At 65.8% G+C, this 18,101-nt stretch carries 15 protein-coding genes and 1 tRNA gene; 11 read left to right on the top strand and 5 right to left on the bottom strand.

Annotated features, from left to right (window positions below; genetic code table 11):
- Nucleotides 1–551, bottom strand: a 551-nt coding sequence (locus tag BLU29_RS17750) for an efflux RND transporter permease subunit (protein WP_172830298.1), incomplete at its 3' end; no start/stop codon positions are given.
- Nucleotides 552–644: 93 nt separating this feature from the next.
- On the opposite strand from BLU29_RS17750, the gene BLU29_RS17745 reads away from it, so the two are divergent.
- The 10 genes from BLU29_RS17745 to BLU29_RS17700 all read left to right on the top strand — a co-directional run bounded on the left by BLU29_RS17745 (nucleotide 645) and on the right by BLU29_RS17700 (nucleotide 10,807).
- Nucleotides 645–1,550: a LysR family transcriptional regulator gene (locus BLU29_RS17745; RefSeq protein WP_091060785.1), complete on the top strand. Its 906-nt coding sequence runs from the start codon at nucleotides 645–647 to the stop codon at nucleotides 1,548–1,550.
- Nucleotides 1,551–1,603: 53 nt separating this feature from the next.
- Complete coding sequence (locus BLU29_RS17740; protein WP_091060783.1) at nucleotides 1,604–2,662, top strand: alkene reductase; 1,059 nt, start codon at nucleotides 1,604–1,606, stop codon at nucleotides 2,660–2,662.
- Between the two features lie 323 nt (nucleotides 2,663–2,985).
- Nucleotides 2,986–4,575 carry a phosphoglycerate dehydrogenase gene (gene serA, locus BLU29_RS17735; protein WP_091060780.1) on the top strand — a complete coding sequence of 530 codons (1,590 nt, stop codon included), beginning with the start codon at nucleotides 2,986–2,988 and terminating at the stop codon, nucleotides 4,573–4,575.
- Nucleotides 4,575–5,195: a glycerol-3-phosphate 1-O-acyltransferase PlsY gene (gene plsY, locus BLU29_RS17730; RefSeq protein ID WP_091060778.1), complete on the top strand. Its 621-nt coding sequence runs from the start codon at nucleotides 4,575–4,577 to the stop codon at nucleotides 5,193–5,195. Before serA ends, plsY begins: the two co-directional genes overlap by 1 nt.
- Before the next feature lie 56 nt (nucleotides 5,196–5,251).
- Nucleotides 5,252–5,440: a hypothetical protein gene (locus BLU29_RS17725; RefSeq protein WP_091061278.1), complete on the top strand. Its 189-nt coding sequence runs from the start codon at nucleotides 5,252–5,254 to the stop codon at nucleotides 5,438–5,440.
- Nucleotides 5,425–5,640 carry a type II toxin-antitoxin system RelE/ParE family toxin gene (locus BLU29_RS17720; protein ID WP_197677739.1) on the top strand — a complete coding sequence of 72 codons (216 nt, stop codon included), beginning with the start codon at nucleotides 5,425–5,427 and terminating at the stop codon, nucleotides 5,638–5,640. The genes BLU29_RS17725 and BLU29_RS17720 overlap by 16 nt, the downstream gene beginning before the upstream one ends.
- Before the next feature lie 211 nt (nucleotides 5,641–5,851).
- Nucleotides 5,852–7,066, top strand: a complete 1,215-nt coding sequence (locus tag BLU29_RS17715) for an aspartate kinase (RefSeq protein WP_091060776.1) — start codon at nucleotides 5,852–5,854, stop codon at nucleotides 7,064–7,066.
- 196 nt (nucleotides 7,067–7,262) lie between these two features.
- On the top strand, nucleotides 7,263–8,624 hold the full coding sequence (gene thrC / locus BLU29_RS17710; protein ID WP_091060774.1) for a threonine synthase: 1,362 nt from the start codon (nucleotides 7,263–7,265) through the stop codon (nucleotides 8,622–8,624).
- 153 nt (nucleotides 8,625–8,777) lie between these two features.
- Nucleotides 8,778–9,521 (top strand): class I SAM-dependent methyltransferase, encoded by a 744-nt coding sequence (locus BLU29_RS17705; RefSeq protein WP_091061275.1) that lies wholly within the window; start codon nucleotides 8,778–8,780, stop codon nucleotides 9,519–9,521.
- Nucleotides 9,522–9,637: 116 nt separating this feature from the next.
- Complete coding sequence (locus BLU29_RS17700) at nucleotides 9,638–10,807, top strand: fatty acid desaturase (protein ID WP_091061272.1); 1,170 nt, start codon at nucleotides 9,638–9,640, stop codon at nucleotides 10,805–10,807.
- A 161-nt stretch (nucleotides 10,808–10,968) separates the two neighbouring features.
- Here BLU29_RS17700 and cls read toward each other — a convergent pair whose 3' ends face one another.
- Nucleotides 10,969–12,417, bottom strand: a complete 1,449-nt coding sequence (gene cls / locus BLU29_RS17695; protein WP_091060772.1) for a cardiolipin synthase — start codon at nucleotides 12,415–12,417, stop codon at nucleotides 10,969–10,971.
- A 182-nt stretch (nucleotides 12,418–12,599) separates the two neighbouring features.
- Between cls and BLU29_RS17690 the strand changes: the two genes are divergently transcribed.
- Nucleotides 12,600–12,687 (top strand) — tRNA-Tyr (locus BLU29_RS17690).
- A gap of 125 nt (nucleotides 12,688–12,812) precedes the next feature.
- Here the strand turns inward: BLU29_RS17690 and radC are convergent.
- From radC to mfd, 3 genes are all read right to left on the bottom strand, one after another.
- Nucleotides 12,813–13,535 (bottom strand): DNA repair protein RadC, encoded by a 723-nt coding sequence (gene radC, locus BLU29_RS17685; RefSeq protein ID WP_091060769.1) that lies wholly within the window; start codon nucleotides 13,533–13,535, stop codon nucleotides 12,813–12,815.
- A 41-nt stretch (nucleotides 13,536–13,576) separates the two neighbouring features.
- Complete coding sequence (locus BLU29_RS17680; protein WP_231962273.1) at nucleotides 13,577–14,476, bottom strand: peptidyl-prolyl cis-trans isomerase; 900 nt, start codon at nucleotides 14,474–14,476, stop codon at nucleotides 13,577–13,579.
- Nucleotides 14,477–14,589: 113 nt separating this feature from the next.
- Nucleotides 14,590–18,048 (bottom strand): transcription-repair coupling factor, encoded by a 3,459-nt coding sequence (gene mfd / locus BLU29_RS17675; RefSeq protein ID WP_091060765.1) that lies wholly within the window; start codon nucleotides 18,046–18,048, stop codon nucleotides 14,590–14,592.
- Between the last annotated feature and the right edge of the window lie 53 nt (nucleotides 18,049–18,101).

Genomic DNA, 18,101 nt, shown 5'->3' with positions numbered 1-18,101 from the left:
TGGCGGACCTTGCCGCCGTTGGGCAGCGGCACCGACGCACCCTGCACGGTGGCGAGCTGGGCGCGGAGGAAGTTCAGGCCGATGTCATACAGGGCCTGCTCGGTGAGGGTCTTGCTGCCGAGGCCGAGCTGGAGGATGGGCACGTTGGACGCGCTGAAGCGGATGACGAGCGGCGGCGTGGCGCCGGTCGGCAGGACGCGGAGGATCGTCTGGTTGATGGCGGTGACCTGCGCGACGGCGGCGTCGATGCTCGTGCCCGGCTGGAAGAAGACCTTGATCACGCCCGCGCCGGGCAGCGACTGCGACTCGAGGTGTTCGATGTCGTTCACCGTCGTCGTCATGGCGCGCTCGCTGATCGTGATGATGCGCTTCTCCATCTCCTCGGGCGTCAGGCCGCCGTAGACCCAGAGGACGGTCACGACCGGGATGTCGATCGACGGGAAGATGTCCTTGGCCATGCGGACGACGGACAGCAGGCCGAGAATGACGATGAGCAGCGCCATCACGGTGAACGTGTAAGGGCGGCGGAGGGCGAGTCGGACGATCCACATGGGTGAGGGGCCCAGTATCACCTGAAATGATCGAAACATCCAATATCATCTTGGCGTCCGATCGATACTTAATAGATATGGCCGGAACAGAACATGGAGCTGAGACACCTGCGCTACTTCATCGCCGTGGCCGAGGAATTGCATTTCGGGCGGGCCGCGCGCCGGCTGCGGCTGGCCCAGCCGCCGCTCAGCCAGCAGATCCGTTCCCTGGAGGAGAAACTGGGCCTGCGGCTCTTTCACCGCACGAGCCGGAAGGTGGAACTGACCCCGGAGGGGAGTGCGTTCCTGGAACGGGCCCGGCTGGTGCTGTCGCACGCGGACGGGGCGTTTGAGTTCGGGCGGGCGGCGTCTCGCGGCGAGGCCGGCCGGCTCACCATCGGGTTCGTCACGTCGGCGGTCTACAACCTGGTGCCCGACATCCTGCGTGAGTTCCACCGGGTGCGGCCCAAGGTGCAGATCCGGTGCTTTGAGATGAATCCCGAGGAACAGCTCATCGCCCTGCGGCACCACAAGCTCGACGTGGCGTTCGTCCGGACGCCGGTGCGCGAGGAGGGCTTGGAGAGCATGCTGCTCGCGCACGAACCGCTGGTGCTGGCGCGTTCGGCGGGCGAGGGGGAGGAAGCCGCGGGGGGGCCGGTGCGGCTGGCTGATTTCAAGGCGGAGGAATTCATCATGCTGCCGCGCACGCTCGCGCCGCTCTACCACGACCTCGTCGTCACCGCCTGCCAGCGCGCGGGTTTCCAGCCGCGTTTCAACCAGGAGGCCGGCGAGTGGCAGACGGCGCTGGCGCTGGTGGCGGCGGGCTTGGGCGTCATGCTCGTGCCGGAGTCCCTGCGCCAGTGGCGCCGCCCGGGCGTGGTCTACCATGCGCTTCGGACCCGAACCGGCGAGTTGTCGCTCGAACTGGTGTGGCGGCAGGCGGGCCCGCAGCCCTTGGTGGAGGCTTTTGCCGCCACGGCGAAGGTTGTGGCCGCCGGAACGCGCGGGTTGTCCGGCTAGGATCTGGCGGCGGCATTTGCGAAGCACCCGGTCCTGACTATATCGCTTCGGCAATGTCATCCCTCTTGCACGAACCGCTTCAGGTCGGCGCTTTGACGCTGCCGAACCGCATCATCATGGCGCCGCTGACGCGGTGCCGCGCCGGCGCAGGCCGCGTGCCGACCGACTTGATGCGGGAGTATTACGTCCAGCGCGCCTCGGCCGGGCTGATCCTGACGGAGGCCACCTCGGTCGACCCGATGGGCGTCGGCTATCCTGATACACCGGGCATCTGGTCGGACGAACAGGTGAAGGGCTGGACCAGGATCACGCAGGGAGTCCACGCCGCGGGCGGACGGATCTTCCTTCAGCTGTGGCATGTCGGCCGCGTGTCGGACCCGGTTTATCTGGGCGGGGCGCTGCCCGTTGCGCCGAGCGCCATCGCCGCGACCGGCCACGTGAGCCTGCTCCGGCCGCACAAGCCGTATGTTACTCCTCGGGCGCTCGAGTTGAACGAGATCCCGCGTATCGTCGCCGCCCACCGCCTGGGTGCGGTCAACGCCCTGCGCGCCGGCTTCGACGGCGTCGAAATCCACGGCGCCAACGGCTACCTGCTCGACCAGTTCCTGCAGGACGGCTCCAACCGGCGCACCGATGAATATGGCGGCTCCGTCGAGAACCGGGCGCGCCTGGCCTTGGAGGTCACGGACGCGGCGATTTCCGTGTGGGGTGCCGATCGCGTCGGCTACCATCTCGCACCACGCGGCGGCTCACACGGCATCAAGGACAGCAACCCGGCGGCGACCTTCGGCTACCTCGCGACCGAACTCGGCAAACGAAAGATCGCGTTCCTGTGCGCCCGCGAGTCGCTCGGGGCCCCGCGCTTCGGCCCGACGCTCAAGCAGGCCTTCGGCGGCGTCTACATCGCGAACGACGGCTTCAACAGGTCGACCGCGCAGGCGGTGCTGGCCGCAGGCGAGGCCGACGCCGTGGCGTGGGGCAAACTCTTCATCGCGAATCCCGACCTGCCGCGCCGGCTCGCGCTGGGCGCCGCGCTCAACGTGCCGATCGCCGACACCTTCTACGGCGGCGACACGCGCGGCTACACGGACTATCCGTCGCTCGCGGCGTGATTGCCTGAAGGTGGAACCCGGCCTCCGGACGGGTTTGTTTTCGTGCGGCTTGCCAACCCGTCCGGAGGCCGGGTTCCACCTCTAGGGAGTATTTTCAAACCCGGTTTGTCATCCTGAGCGGAGCGAAGGATCCACGGCAACGAAGGCCATATCGCGAGCGAACGCATGGATTCTTCACTTCGTTCAGAATGACAGGAAACAGGTATTTGTTGGGTTTGAAAACACACCCTAATCCTTCAAGTCATAAATCTGCGCCAACCCCGCCGGCCGGCGGGCCTGCGGGGTTGCTTTTTCTAGGGCGGGCCGGCTTCTTGACCGGACCCATGAAGATCCTGGTCGCGGACAAAATCTCTTCCTCCGGCGTCGCCTACTTCCGGGCCCAACCGGGCTTCGAGGTGGTCGAGGCTTACAACACGCCGCCGGCGAAACTGCTCGAGATCGTCAAGGACGTTCACGCCATCGCCGTGCGCTCCGAGACGAAAATCACCGCCGAAGTGCTCGCCGCCGCGCCGTTGCTGAAGGTCGTGGGCCGCGCCGGGGTCGGCGTGGACAACGTGGATGTCGAGGCCGCCACCGAGCGGGGCGTGATTGTCATGAACACACCCTCGGGCAACACCGTCGCGACGGCCGAGCTGACCTTCACCCACATCCTCTGCGGCGCGCGCCCGGTGCCGCAGGCCGCCGCGTCGATGCGGGCGGGGCAGTGGGACCGCAAGAGTTTCTCCGGCATCGAGCTGTTCAAGAAGACGCTCGGCATCGTCGGCCTCGGCCGCATCGGCGCCGAGGTGGCGAAGCGCGCGCAGGCCTTCGGCATGCGGGTGCTGGCCTACGATCCCTACCTGGCGCCGAGCCGGGCCAAGGCGATCCAGGTCGAGGGCGTCACGCTCGACGAGCTGCTGAAGCAGTCCGACTACATCACGGTGCACATGCCGCTGACCGACCAGACAAAATACATGATCGACGAGGCGGCCTTCGCGAAGACGAAGAAGGGCCTGCGCATCTTCAACTGCGCCCGCGGCGGCATCATCAAGGAGTCGGCGCTCGTCGCCGCGCTCAAGTCCGGCCAGGTCGCCGCCGCCGGCCTTGATGTGTTCGAGGAGGAGCCGCTCGCGCAGGACAGCGAACTGCGCACGTTGCCGAACGTCACGCTCACGCCGCACCTCGGGGCCTCGACCGCCGAGGCGCAGGACGCCGTGGGCGTCGAGGTCGCCGAACAGATCGCCGACGTGCTCAACGGCGGCGTGATCCGCAACGCCGTCAACATGCCGACGATCGACGCCGCGCAGCTGAAGGTGCTCGGGCCGTATCTCGAACTCGGCGCCAAGCTCGGCACGCTCGTCCAGCAGATCGCGCCCGGCCCGGTCGTCACGTTGCGCATCACCTATTGGGGCAAGATGGTGGACCTCGACGCCACCGCGGTCACGCGCTCGATCCAGCGCGGTTACCTGCGCCGCATCAGCGGCGAGAGCGTCAACTACGTGAACGCCCCGCTCAACCTCGAGCGCCTCGGCGTGAAGTCCGAGGTCATCAAGTCCACGGCCGACACCGATTACACCGAGTTGATGGAAGTGAAGGCGATCGCCGCCGACGGCACGAGCGTCAGCGCCGCCGGCACGCTCATCGGCAAGGCCAACGCGCCGCGCCTGATCGCGCTCAACGACCGCGAGGTCGAGGCCGCGCCCGCGGGTGCCCTGCTCATTTACGAGAACCACGACGAGCCCGGCATCATCGGCATGGTCGGCACGCTGATGGGCCGCGACCAGGTGAACATCGCGGCCATGTCGCTGAGCCGCAACAACGCCGGCGGCACCGCCCTGTGCGTGTTGAATTTGGACAGCGCGCCCTCGGAGGCGGCCCTTAAGGAGTTGACCAGCCATCGCGCCATCAAGCAGGCTGTGGTGGTCAAACTCTGATGTTTAACGCCTGGTTAGTTAGCTCAGCCCTCATCGGATACATCCTCGGGTCGCTGCCATTTGGCTACCTCGTGGCGCGGGCGCACGGCGTCGATATTTTCAAGGCCGGCAGCGGCAACCCGGGCGCGACCAACGTCAAGCGCGTGCTCGGCGCCAAGGCCGGCAACACCGTGCTGGTGCTCGACATGATCAAGGGCGCGATCGCGACCGGCTGGCCGCTGCTGCCGATGGTGGTCGCGCCGCGACCGATGGTGCTGGCGCTGATCGGCGTGGTGGCGGCCGTGATCGGCCATTCGTTTTCGGTCTTCACCAAATTCCGGGGCGGCAAGGGCGTCGCGACCGCCGCGGGCGGGCTGGTTGTCCTCATGCCGCTGGCCTGCGGCATCGCCGGCGCGACCTGGGTCGTGGTTTTCTATGCTTTCCGCTACGTGTCGCTGGCGTCGATCCTCGCAGCCGTCGCCATCGTCGCGGCCGGCTGGCTGCTGCCGTATCATGTGGCCATCAGCGTGATCGCTTCGGTGCTGGGCGGGTTCGTCATCCTGCGCCACCACGAGAACATCAAGCGGTTGCTGAACGGCACCGAGAACAAGTTTGCCAAGAAACCGCCCGCGCAGGGTTGAACCTCAGAGTGGAAAGCGCTCTGGACTTTAAGGACAGTCGGGCTAGGTTGCCGTTCATGAGCGCGGACAAATCCGAGGCCGTCGAGATGATCAAGAAACTTCCCGACGACGCGACGTTGGAGGACATCCAGCACCACCTCTTTGTGCTCGAGAAGATGAAACTGGGCCAGCAACGTCTCGTCTCCGAGGGCGGCATACCGCAAGCCGTCATGGAGCAGGATCTGGCCAAATGGATTTTGAAGTAGTTTGGTCACCGCAGGTTCGGGACGACCTGCATGGCATTGCCGCCTACATCGGGAAGGACTCGCCGCGCTATGCCTCGGCGGTGATCGAAAGGATTCTCGGAGCGGGGCGCAGCCTGCAGATCCTGCCGTGGCGCGGGCGGGTTGTGCCGGAGATCGGAAGTGAGAACTGTCGGGAGCTTTCATCCACGAATACCGGCTGATCTATGAGATCGGCGACAAGGTTGTCCGCATCATCGCCGTTATCCATGGTCGGCGCCTGCTGGGCGTCATACCGGGACGCTTGGCTGATTGAGCTTTAAGGTCGGCAGCTACATCTGCCGCAAGTGGTTCAACGGTTGGGTTATGACGCGAGGGGTGCACTCGCGCCTTGCCAAACCCCGTCCGGCTGAGCCATTTAACCCGACTCTTTCCATGGCTCTCATTGTCCAGAAATACGGCGGCACCTCGGTGGGTGACGTCGACCGCATCAAGAATGTGGCTTCGCGCATCAAGAAGACCCACGCGGAAGGCCACGGCCTGATCGTGGTGGTGTCCGCCCGGTCCGGCGTGACCAATGAGCTCATCGCTCGCGCCAAGGCCATCAACGACCGACCCGACACCCGCGAGATGGACATGCTGCTGGCCATCGGCGAGCAGGAGACCATCGCCCTGACCGCGATGGCGCTGCACGCGATCGGCGTGCCGGCCGTGTCCTACACCGGCGCGCAGGCGGGCATCCTCACCGACCAGGTTTTCACCAAGGCCAAGATCAAGCAGATCGTGCCCAAGTCGATCCTCAAGGACCTGAAGGAGGGCCGGGTCGTCATCGTCGCCGGCTTCCAGGGCATGAACGAGGCCGGCCAGATCACTACTCTCGGCCGCGGCGGCTCCGACCTGACGGCCATTGCCTTGGCCGCCGCCTGCAAGGCCGACAAGTGCGAGATCTACACCGACGTCGACGGCGTCTACACCGCCGACCCGCGCATTGTGAAGACCGCGCAGAAGATCGAGGAAATCAGCTACGATGAGATGCTCGAGCTCGCGAGCCTCGGTTCGAAGGTCATGCAATCGCGCTCCGTCGAGTTCGCCAAGAAATATGGCGTCGTGTTCGAGGTCCGTTCCAGCTTTAACCACAACCCAGGAACCATCGTGAAAGAAGAAGTCGCCTACATGGAAAAGGTCGTCGTCCGCGGCATCGCCGTCGACAAGGACCAGGCCAAGGTCGTCATCAGCGGTCTGCCGGACAAACCCTCGTCCGCCGCGACCATTTTCACCGCCCTGGCCGAGGCCAGCATCAACGTGGACATGATCGTCCAGAACGTCGCCCACACCGGCGGCGTGGACCTGACCTTCACCGTGCAGCGCGACGATGCGCAGAACGCCGTCAAGGTGCTGCCGCCCGTGCTCAAGAAGCTCGGTGGCGGCGAGGTCAAGGCCTACGACAACATTGCCAAGCTCTCGGTCGTCGGCGTCGGCATGCGCACGCACGCCGGCGTGGCGGCGGCGCTGTTCACCGCCCTCGGCGACCGGGGGATCAACATCCAGCTGATCGGCACCTCCGAGATCAAGATGACTCTCGCGGTGGAACGCGCCAAGGCCGACGAGGCCGTGCGCGCGGCGCACGAAGCATTCGGGCTGTCGAAGTAAACCAGAGGACGAAGGACGGAAGACAGATCTCCGCTTGGTCATTCTGAGCGCAGGGAAGAATCCAATGCGATATGCGCTGGCGGTTATGTTACTGGATTCTTCACTTCGTTCAGAATGACAAACCAGGCAAGCACATGACTTTCTGGTGGCCTGATGCTGGATTCTTCGCTTCGCTCAGAATGACAATTTACGCGGCATGAAATTCGTTTCCACCAGAGGCCAGACCGAGGCACTTAGCTTCACCGAGGCCGTGGCCGTCGGCCTGGCGCCGGATGGCGGGCTGTTCCTGCCGCAGAAGCTGCCGGACCTGACTCCGCACCTGGCGAAGTGGGAAGGGCTCGGCTACACCGACCTGGCGTTCGAGTTCCTGAGTCTGTTCGCCACGGACCTCGAGCCGGCGGTGCTGCGCGATATTGTCCAGCGGACCTACGGCACCTTTGCGCCGGCGGAGACCATCGCCCCGTTGCGGAAGCTCGACGGCAACCTGTATGTCCTGGAACTCTTCCACGGCCAGACACTAGCCTTCAAGGATTTTGCCCTGCAGCTGCTCGGCCACCTCTACGAACACCAATGCGTGGAGAGCGGGCAGGGGATCAATGTGCTCGGAGCCACCTCGGGTGACACCGGCGCCGCCGCCATCCACGGCCTGCTCGGCAAGCCGAAGACCGCCATCTTTATCCTGTATCCCGAGGGACGGGTCTCGCCCTTGCAGGAGCGGCAGATGACCTGCACCGGCGCGGCCAACGTCCATGCGATCGCCATCGACGGCAGCTTCGACGACGCCCAGCGCGTGCTGAAGGAGGTTTTCGCCGACCAGGACTTTGCCGCCAAGCACGGGCTGTCCGCGGTGAACTCCATCAACCTCGCCCGCGTGCTCGGCCAGTGCATCTATTACCTGTCGGCGTGGCTGCGGGTGCCGGCGGCGGAGCGCAGCAATGTGGAATTCGTCGTGCCGACGGGCAATTTCGGCAACGTCTTTGCCGGGTGGCTGCTGGCGCGGATGGGCCTGCCGGTCCGCGGCTTCAAGGTCGCCACCAACCGCAACGACATCCTGCACCGGCTGTTCAACACGGCCGAATACCGCAGCGAGGCCGTGCACCCGAGCCTGGCACCGTCGATGGACATCCAGGTGGCGTCCAATTTCGAGCGCTTCCTCTACTATGCGCTCGATGAGAACCCGACGCGGGTGAAGGCCGTGATGGCGCAGATCAAGGCGACCGGCGTCTACCGGTTCGACGTGCTCAACAAAGCGGCCTTCAGTTCGTCGCGCGCGACCGACGAGGAGATCACCGCCATCATCCGCCAGGTTTACGATCGCTACCACTACATCGTCGATCCGCACACCGCCTGCGCGTTCAAGGAGCTGAACCCGGCGCGCACGAGCGTGGTCCTGGCCACGGCGCACCCGGCCAAGTTCCCCGACGCCATCAAGGCCGCCACGGGGCAGACGCCAACGCATCCGACGCTGGAGGCGCTCAAGGCACGGCCCATCGTGAAGCACCGGCTGCCGGCCGATGCGGCGGCGATCAAAGCGTTCATCGCCCAGCACGCGGTGTGAGCGATACACCATGGGGTCGGCAGGGACGGCCCAGCGGCCCGGTCATCAGCGCAGCTTAAAAATCTGGCATCAGCGCTATAACCTCCGCTGCAAAGCGCGCCCGACGCGCGGGTGCGGCTCGCGAACAAGGCGAAGCCGTGCGTGACTGTCGATATGAGCTTCAAGGATCATTTCTCCACGCAGGCGGCGACCTACGCCAAGGCCCGGCCGACTTATCCGCCGGCGTTGTTCGCGGAGCTGGCCCGGCTGGCGCCCGGCACGGCGCTCGCCTGGGATTGCGGTTCGGGCAACGGCCAGGCCGCCGTGGCGCTGGCCGCGCACTTCGAGCGGGTCGTCGCGACGGAGCCCAGCGCCGCGCAACTGGCCCAGGCGGTCGCGCACCCGCGGGTGCGCTATGTGCAGAGCGCGGAGCTGGCGCCGGGTATCGCGGACGGTTCGGCGGACATCGTGACGGCCGCCCAGGCGGCGCATTGGTTCGACCTGAAGATCTTTTACCCGGAGGTGCGCCGCGTGTTGCGCCCGGGCGGGTTGCTGGCGATCTGGAATTACGGCCTGTGGACCATCGAGCCCACGGTGGACGCCCTGGTGGAGCGGTTCTACAACGGCACCGTCGGTCCCTACTGGCCGCCTGAGCGCAAGCACGCGGAAACGAGCTACCGACTGCTCGAGTTTCCATTCCCGGAGATCCCCCTGCCGAAGCTCAACCTGGAGGTCGATTGGACCGCGGAGGAATTCGCCACCTACCTGCGCACCTGGTCGGCGGTCGCCCGCTACATCAAGGCCCACGGCACCGATCCGGTGACGGCGTTCGAACCCGAACTCAGCAAGGCCTGGGGCGGGGACCGGCGCCGTATCGTCTGGCCGGTGGGCGGCCGGCTCGCCCGGGTGGACGGCTGAGCTGCTGCGGCCAAGGCCTTTGCGCCCCCGGGGCGTTCAAAAATAGGTTCTGACGGTCAGAAATATACCGCGGATTTGCGCTCGCCCCCGGCGCCCGGTTGCACACCTTCACTGGCGTGAAACTTCGCCTTCCGTTTGACCGCATCAACTGGACCAACAGCTCGTTCCTTATCGGCACGACGATTGTGACCCTCACCGGCGTGCCGCTCTACCTCTGGCACTACGGCGTCGATGGGTTCCAAGTCGCGATGTTCTTCCTGTTTTTCATCGCGACCGGCCTGAGCATCACGCTCGGCTACCACCGTCTGTTCGCCCACATGGCCTTCCAGGCCAGGTGGCCGGTGCGGCTGGTCACGCTGATCTTCGGCGCCGCCGCCTTCGAGAATTGCGCGCTCGCCTGGGTTTCCGACCATCGCCGGCACCACAAGCACGTGGACCACGACGATGATCCCTACGACATTTCGAAGGGCTTTTTCCACGCCCACATCGGCTGGATCCTCTTCAAGATCAATCCCGAGCCGCCGTGGGACAACGTCGCGGACCTCCGCAAGGACCCGCTGGTGATCTGGCAGGACCGGTTCTATGTGCTGATCGCCGTGGTGGCCGGTTTCGTGCTGCCCGCCTTGCTGGGCTACTGGCATGGCGGCGCGGCGGGGGCACTCGGCGGATTCCTGCTGGCCGGTGTCGCCCGCGTGGTCGCGGTGCAGCACATGACCTTCTTCATCAATTCGCTCTGCCACACGGTCGGCGACCAACCCTACTCGAACAAGTGTAGCGCCCGCGACAGCTGGTTCATGGCGATCTTCACCTTCGGCGAGGGCTACCACAACTATCACCATGAGTTCCAGCACGACTACCGCAACGGCGTGAAGTGGTGGCAGTGGGACCCGACCAAGTGGACCATCTGGACCCTCGAGAAGGTCCGCCTCGTGGGCGGCCTGCGCCGGGTGCCGGAGGACAAGATTCTGCTCGCGCAGCTGGCCGATGCCCGCCGCCGCCTCGGCGAACACCTGGCCTGCCCGAAGGTCGGCGCCAATGCCCGCCTCCACGCGCTGCTGCAGGCCTCGGACGCCAAGCTGCACGAGCTCGGCGAACGCTGGACCGCCCTGAAGGCGCAGTATGCCGAGAAAGCCGGGGCGATGAAGGCCGAGTATGCCGAGAAGAAGGCCGCCTACGCCGAGCGCGCCTTGCACCAGATTGACGACGCGCGCGCCGCGCTCGCCGAGATGCGCCACGAATTGCGCCAGGCGCTGCATTTGCTGGAACACGCCGCCGCCGCGGCTTGAGGATTCAGCAGATTGCAATTGTAGGGCGGGATCGCTGATCCCGCCCTTTTTATTGGGTCTATTCGGAAGCCGGGAGACCAGGGGATTCTCCGCAGATGAACGCGGATGAAACGATTCGGATCAATCCGCGTTGATCCGCGTTATCCGCGGGAATGCATTGTTCACAGCAGAGGCGCCAGCAGCCGGGCGATTTCCTCGGCGATGGTCGGAATCAGGCGGCGCCCGGGACGCGGCTCGGGCATGGGCTTCGCATGGGCGAAGATGTCCTTCATCCACCGGCCGATCGCCTCGGCGTCGGCGGGCGAGTAGGTGATGGCCCCGACCTCGAAGTTCAGGAATAGGCTGCGCAGGTCCATGTTGGCGGAGCCGAAGAGCCCGGTCTGCCCGTCGACGAGCAGCATTTTCGCGTGGTTCATCCCCGGGCCGTAGAACAGCACCTTGACGCCCGCGGCCTGCAGGCCGCGCAGGTAATAGCGGCGGGCGAGATCGGTGACGGGGTGGTTGGACTTGGCCGGCACGACGAGGCGGATGTCGACGCCGGCGCGCGCCTGCACCAGCAGCGAGCGGAACAGCACTTCATCGGGGATGAAATAAGGCGTGACGATCCACACGCTGCGCTCGGCCTGCTGCACGAGGGAGAGGATGCCCTCGTAGAGCGGGTCGCCGGCCACGTCGGGGCCGCTGGCCACGATCTGCACCTCGCTGTCGCCGGCCGCCGCGGGCGCTTCCGCGGGCAGTTCCTTTTGCAGCTCGGCGAGCGGCTGGCCGCTGGCAAAGGCCCAGTCGGAGAGGAAGATCTCGTCCAGCAGGCGCACCGCCGGGCCTTCGACGACCCCGCCGAGGTCGCGCCAGCGGCGCTTCAGCGGTGTGGGCCCCATGTATTCGACGGCGAGGTTGCGGCCGCCCAGCGCGGCCACGCGGTGGTCGAAAATCGCGATCTTGCGGTGATTGCGCAGATTGGCGGAATGGGGAGACTGCAGCGGCATCACCGGCATGAACTTCACCACCTCGCCGCCCGCCTGCCGGATTGGATCACAGAAACCCCCGCTGGTCAGGAAGCAGCCGAGCCCGTCGAGCAGCAGCCGGACCTTGACGCCCTCCCTGGCGCGCTGGGCGAGGAGTTTGACGAGGCGTCTGCCCACGGCGTCGCGGCCGAGGATGAAGGTCATCAGGTGGATGCTGTGCTGGGCGTGGCGGATGCTGTGTTCGAGCCGTTCGAAGGACTCCTCGCCGGAAGTGAGGAAACTCACGCGGTTGCCGCCGACCGGCGGGCAGGCGCCGCTGCGCGTGAAGACGCGGGCGGCAAAATTCTGCTCCGCGGTGGCAAAGGGCGTGATGGTGGGAGTGGGATAGAGCCGGGCTTTTTTCTCCGCCAGTTTCCGCAGCTTGCGGCCGCCGAACATGAGGTAGAGGGGCACGCCGACGTAGGGCACGAAAGCAATGGCGAAGAGCCAGGCGAAGGTGTTGCCCGGCTGCTTGCGCTGGCTCATCAGGCGGGCGATGGCAAAGAAAGCCAGGAGGAAGCCCACGACCGTGAGCAGGTGCGGCAGGACGCCGTTGATGAACGGGTGCTCCAAGAGGGCGTCGTAGTATTGCCTCAGCGTCTCCATCGTGCGGCTAGATTTGCAGTGATTGGCCGGTTGGCAAGCGACGGAGTTGCAGCAAGGTAGGGCGAATCCTCCGGATGAGCCGCGGCTCGTCGGGACGACTCACCCTACCGCGTGCACATTTGCAAAAAACCGCTTGGCAAAGCCCGAAACCGCCCCATACCTTCACCTTTCGTTTGCTTGATGGTGGAGTATCCAAGTGGCCAAAGGACGTTGACTGTAAATCAATTCGGCTCTTGCCGTTCACTGGTTCGACTCCAGTCTCCACCACCAATTTGCGAAAGTCCCGCTGCCTGAAAGGGTAGCGGGATTTTTCGTGTCTGCCATTCCACGGCGAGGTCGCCGTGGCTCCAGTGGCGATCTGAATGGAGTGCAGGCGACCTCGCCTGCGGGGGCTGTCAGATCACCCCGGCTTCCCGGAAGCTGTAGTAGCCGCGCCCTTGTGGATCGGCGCCGGACCGGCCGACGATCACGTGGTCGAGCAGCTCGATGTCGACGGCCTTGGCGGCATCGCGGAGCTGGCGGGTCACCTGCACGTCGGCGGCGCTGGGAGCCGGATCGCCACTGGGGTGGTTGTGGACGCAGACGACGGCCGTGGCGCCCTGCCGGATGGCCTCGCGGAAGACCTCGCGCGGGTGGGCGAGCGAGCTGGTGGCCGTGCCGGAGGTGACCTCGACCTGCTTCAGGAGCCGGTTCTTGCGGTTCAGGCAGAGCACCCAGAATTTTTCGACGGCCAGTCCGGCAATCTGCGCTTTGAAATGGGCGTGAATGAGCTCGGGGCGGTTGAGCACCTCGTCCTCCGGCTCGGCACCCTTCGCCAGGCCGCGGCGCACGATTTCCATGACCGTGACCAGCTGCAGGGCCTTGACGCGGCCGATGCCGGTCAGCCGGCGAAAGTCGGCCTCGTTCCACTTGATCAGGGCCGCGAGCGAGCCGGCCTCGGCGATGAGCCGCTGGGCGATGCTGATGACGTTGTGCCCCCGGCTGCCGCTGCGGAGGAGCATGGCGAGCAGCTCGGTGTCACTGAGCGCGGCCGGGCCGAGTCGCTCCAAGCGTTCCTGCGGCCGGTCGGTGACCGCAAGATCCCTGACGCGGAGGGGTGGGTAGGATTCGTCGCTCATGGGCCGGGGCGCTTCGCCCGCTGGCCCGCGAGCTAGAGCACTTAGAAGTGCTTCACGTAGGCGTTGCGTCGGAGCTTCTCGAGCCAGCGCTCGGTGGCTTGCCGGGAACCCTGCTGGACGAGCGCTTTCTCGATATCAGGGCGGACCTCGTCGAGGGGAAGAATACCGGCGTGCTTGCGGTCCTCGGCGAAGAAGATGAACGCGCCCTCGGGCATGATGAGCGGCTCGCTGCGCTGGCCCTTCTCCAGGTTGAAGATCACATCACTGAATTCCTTGCGCAGGTCGGAGCGGCGCTGCCAGCCCCAGTCGCCGCCCTTGCCCTTGCGTGAGTCCTGGCTGTATTTGCGGGCGACGTCGCCGAAATCCGCGCCGGCGGCCAGCTCGGAGACGATGGTGTTGGCCTTGTTGCGGAGCACATCGTCCGAGTCACCGGCGGCGCGGGTGACCTGGATGAGGCGGAGCTGCACGCTGTCTTCCTGATAGAAGCGGTCCTTGTTCTCGGCGTAGAAGGCCTCGATCTTCACCGGGCTGATGGTGCTGGCCGACTTGGCCTTCTGCTGGCGCATATAGCCGTAGATCATGTCATCCTCCTGCTCCTTGCGGTAGTCCTTCTGCGAGATGCCGCGGGAACGGAGGTAGGCGAGGTATTTGCTGCGGTCGCCGTCGAACTGGGTGATGATGGTCTCGGACACGGCGTTGTCCACGTAGCTGGCCGGGACCTGGCGCTTCTCGTCCGAATGGAAATCCTTGATGATCAGGACGCGGTCGATGAGGTTCTGAACGACGTCCTCCTGCAGGGCCTCCAGCTTCTCGTTGAATTCCTTCTCGCTGCGGCTCTGTTTCTGGATCTCGGGGACCAGCGGGCCGATTTCGCGCCGGATGTCGTCCACTGTGATGATATGATCCTCCGCAATGGCCACTATGCCGTTGGCGTAGCGCATGTTAAGACTATCCGGCGGCGTCTGGGCGATCTGGCCACGGGCGGCGATCAGGCCTAGGAAAAGGCCGGCGCAAGCAAGCAGGGATGTGGATAGAACGCGGGGGCGTCGAAGACTCATGGAGTGGGTAGATTCTGCAGGAAAATAATTATTTCCCTCAACCTTGCAAGGGGGGTGGGTGCGGTCAAGCGGGGAAAGCGGCTGCTCAATTGGATGAAATCGTCGCGCCGGCCCGAATTGCGGAGGCATTTCAGCCGGCTGCCTTGCGTCTCGACTGACAAAACGCCCTTTTGTTCCGCCCGCACCCGGATTTCCGTGACCAGCAACAGGGCCTTCACGGGCTCGGTGAACTTGCCGAACCGGTCGCGCAACTCGGCCTCGAGCTCCTTCACCTGCTTGGGATTCTCGGCCAGGGCCAGCCGGCGGTAAAAGTCGATGCGCAGCCGCGTCTCGCCGATATAGCCCGCCGGCAGGCGCGCCTGGATCCGGTCGATCTCGCCCTCGATGCGTTCCGTCTGCTTCAGCGCGGAGAAGCTGTCGGTGGCCCCGGCGCGTGCGCGCTCCGACTCGGCGCCCTCGCCGACGAAGACGAAGTCGAGTTTCACATTGGCGCGGACGAGCGCGGCGTGCTTCTCACCCTTCAACCGGGCCACGCTCTGGCGCAGCAGCTGGCAATACAGCTCGAAGCCCACGCCCACGATGTGGCCGCTCTGTTCGGCCCCGAGCAGGTTGCCGGCGCCGCGCAGCTCAAGGTCGCGCATGGCGATGCGAAACCCCGCGCCGAGCTGGTTGTGCTGGCGCATGGCGCTCAGCCGCTGCCGGGCGACGTCCAGCAGCCGCGTGTGCCGGTGCAGCAGCAGGTAGGCGTAGGCCTGGTGCTTGAACCGGCCGACGCGCCCGCGCAGCTGGTAAAGCTGCGAGAGGCCGAAGCGGTCCGCGCCTTCGATGATGAGCGTGTTGCAGTTCGGAATGTCGAGACCGCTCTCGATGATCGTGGTGCAGACGAGCACCTGGTATTGGCCGGCGACGAAGTCGGTCATCATCCGCTCGAGGCCGTCGGCCCCCATCTTGCCGTGGCCGACGCCGACCGTGACGCCGGGCAACAGGTCGCGCAGGCGCGCCGCCACGAGGTCGATGCTCATGACGCGGTTGTGGAGATAGAAAACCTGTCCCCCGCGGCGGAGCTCGTGCTGGATGGCCTCGACGACCAGCTTCTCGTCATAGCTCTTGACGATGGTCTGGATCGGCAGCCGGTTGGCCGGCGCCGTCTCGATCGTGCTGAGGTCGCGCGCGCCGGTGAGCGCGAGGTAGAGAGTGCGGGGGATCGGCGTGGCGCTCATCGAGAGCATGTCCACGTGGGCGCGCCAGCGCTTGAAGACCTCCTTGTGTTTCACGCCGAAGCGCTGTTCCTCGTCCACGATGACGAGGCCGAGGTCCTTGAACTTCACGTCGTCCTGCACCAGTCGGTGCGTGCCGATGAGGATGTCGATCTTGCCCTCGGCCAGCGCGGCGAGGATGCCTTCCTGCTCCTTGCGGGTGCGGAAGCGGCTGAGCATCTCGACCGCCACCGGGTAGCCGGCCATGCGCTCGCGGAAGGTGTTTAGGTGCTGCTGCGCCAGCACGGTGGTCGGCACGAGCACGGCGACCTGCTTGCCGCCCATGACGGCCTTGAACGCGCCGCGGATGGCGACCTCGGTTTTGCCGAAGCCGACGTCGCCGCAAAGCAGCCGGTCCATCGGCCGCGTGCGTTCCATGTCCGCCTTGAGGTCGGTGATGGCCTTGGCCTGGTCGCGGGTCTCGGCAAAGGGGAAGGCCGCCTCGAATTCGCGCATCCAGACGTTGTCCGCGGCGAAGGCGTGACCCGGCTGCGCCTCGCGCTGGGCCTGGATGGCCAGCAACTCGGCGGCGAGATCGAGCGTCGAGCGTTCGGCCGACTGGCGGGCTTTTTCCCAGCGGCCCGAGCCGACGCGCCCGAGCTGCGGCTTCGTCTTGGTCAGACCGACGTAGCGGCTGATGAGGTGCGATTCCTGCAGCGGCACGTGCAGCGTGACCTTGTCATCGAACTCCAGGGAGATGACCTCGCGGATGCCGTCGGCGGTCTCGAGTTTCGTCAGGCCGCGGTATTGCGCGATGCCATGCTGCAAGTGCACCACGAAGTCGCCCTCAACGAGCTCGGAGAAGTCGAGCAACTGGTCCACGGCCGAGGTGGCGGCAATGGCGCGTTTGGCGATGGTGCGGCGCGCCCGTTGGCGGCCGAAGATCTCGGTCTCGCTGACGACGACCAGTCCGGTGGGTAGGGCGCGGACTCCGCTCCGCGCCGCCGCGGTCCCGGCGGGCAGCGGAGTGCCCGCCCTACCTTCACGCAGCGTCAGCCGGAATCCCTCGGTCAGGGAACCGCGCAGGAAGCGTGGCTTGATCTTCTTCAGGGCGGCATGTTCGGCGAGGAGTTCGCGGATGCGCTGTTCCTCGCCCTCCTTGGAGACGACAAAGTCCACGGCGTAGCCCGCGTGCTTCCAGTCGGCGACCTTCTCGAGAAACTGCCGGCGCGCATCCTCCTCGGCGGCCAGCCGCTCGTGTGCGAGCAGGCGCTCCTCGGGATAAGCGCGGTGGTGCGAGAGGGATTCCGTGTCCCAAGTCTCCTCGTGTGCGGCCGCATCGAACAACCGGCTGGCCAGGTCGAGGTCGCTGATGCCGAACAGGCGGGCGGCGGCCTGTGGGAGTTTTTCCAGGATGGGTAGGGCGAGTCGTCCCGACGAGCCGTCAGCCCGCGGCTCATCCGGAGGATTCGCCCTACCAGCATCCGGTGCCAGCGTATCGAACAACTCCTCCAGTGCCTTGGGCTCGAGCAGCGCGGCGTGGGTGGCCGGGCTCAGGTAATCCAACAGGGTGGCTGACAGGCCCGACGTGTGCAGTTTCGGCGCCGCGGTGAGAATGACGCGCTCGACCGATTCGCCCGAGCGTTGGGTGACGGGGTCGAGCGTGCGGATCTCCTCGAGGGTGTCGCCGAAGAAATCCAGCCGGTAGGGTTGGTGAGCGGTGATGGGGTAGACGTCGACGATGCCGCCGCGCACGGCGTATTGACCCGGGGCCTCGCAGACCGCCTCGCTGTCGTAGTCAAAAGAGCTGATCAGGTCGAGCAGGGCCTGAAAGGAGCGGTGCTCGCCGCGCACCAGTTCCGCCTCGCGAGTGGCGAAGTCGGCCAGGGGAGGCACGGGCTGGAGCAAGGCGGCCGGTGTCGTAAGCACGAGCAGCGTGCCGGACTTGGCCGAGGCGTTCCTGAGCCCGCGCAACCGGCTCAACACCGCGAGCCGGTCACTGGCGGCGTTGAAGGCCTCGCGCATCTCGCCGGTCTGCGCCTCGGGGAAGGACAGGATCTCCAGCGGCACCTTGCCGGCGTTGGCCGCATGAAAAAGCGCGATGTCTTCCGCCAGCGCGTCGTTTTTTTGCGCCTCCTCGTGGATGACCAGCCAGACCGGCGCCGGATGTTGCCGGAGCAGTTCCGCGAGGGCATGGGTCTGCGCTGCCGGGCAAATGCCGGTGAGTTTGGTGCGCGGAACGGAATTGGCAGATGACAAAACTATCGCGGAAACGCGGAAGGACGGAAGGAAGTCCAGTTTTCCGGGCAGCG

Origin of the sequence: Opitutus sp. GAS368 (assembly GCF_900104925.1) — a bacterium.
In the GTDB taxonomy this organism is placed as follows: domain Bacteria; phylum Verrucomicrobiota; class Verrucomicrobiia; order Opitutales; family Opitutaceae; genus Lacunisphaera.
Note: the sequence above shows the minus strand (reverse complement) of the source record. Positions and strands in the feature narration are given on the sequence as shown.